The 274-nt window shown below is 41.2% G+C and carries 1 protein-coding gene; it reads right to left on the reverse strand.

The genetic code is table 11. The features are described 5' to 3' along the window. Window positions 1-274: hypothetical protein (locus AC0IXA_RS27435; RefSeq protein WP_471814901.1), on the reverse strand; the 274-nt coding region annotated here is incomplete at both ends.

The following is a 274-nucleotide window of genomic DNA, read 5'->3' on the forward strand; positions in this document are numbered from 1 at the left end:
GCTCATAGTTCTGCGTCATTTGATCATAGATCGATCGTTGATGCAGAAGCTGATTTTCTGCTTCCTGCTTCTCTTTTAATGCTTGAGAAAGCTGATTTTCAGCCTTTGTTAATGCATCCGCATAGGGCTTTAATGCCTCTGCCTGCTCAGCAATATGAAGCTTGGCCTTTTTTTCTTCCATTGATGGTGCCAGTTGATTCAGATGGTTTAGTTCCGTCTCATAAGCTTCTTGTTCTTTTTGATACTGCCAAATTGTTTGCGCCTTTGTAAATGC

This window comes from Pseudomonas sp. AC083 (assembly GCF_979253165.1).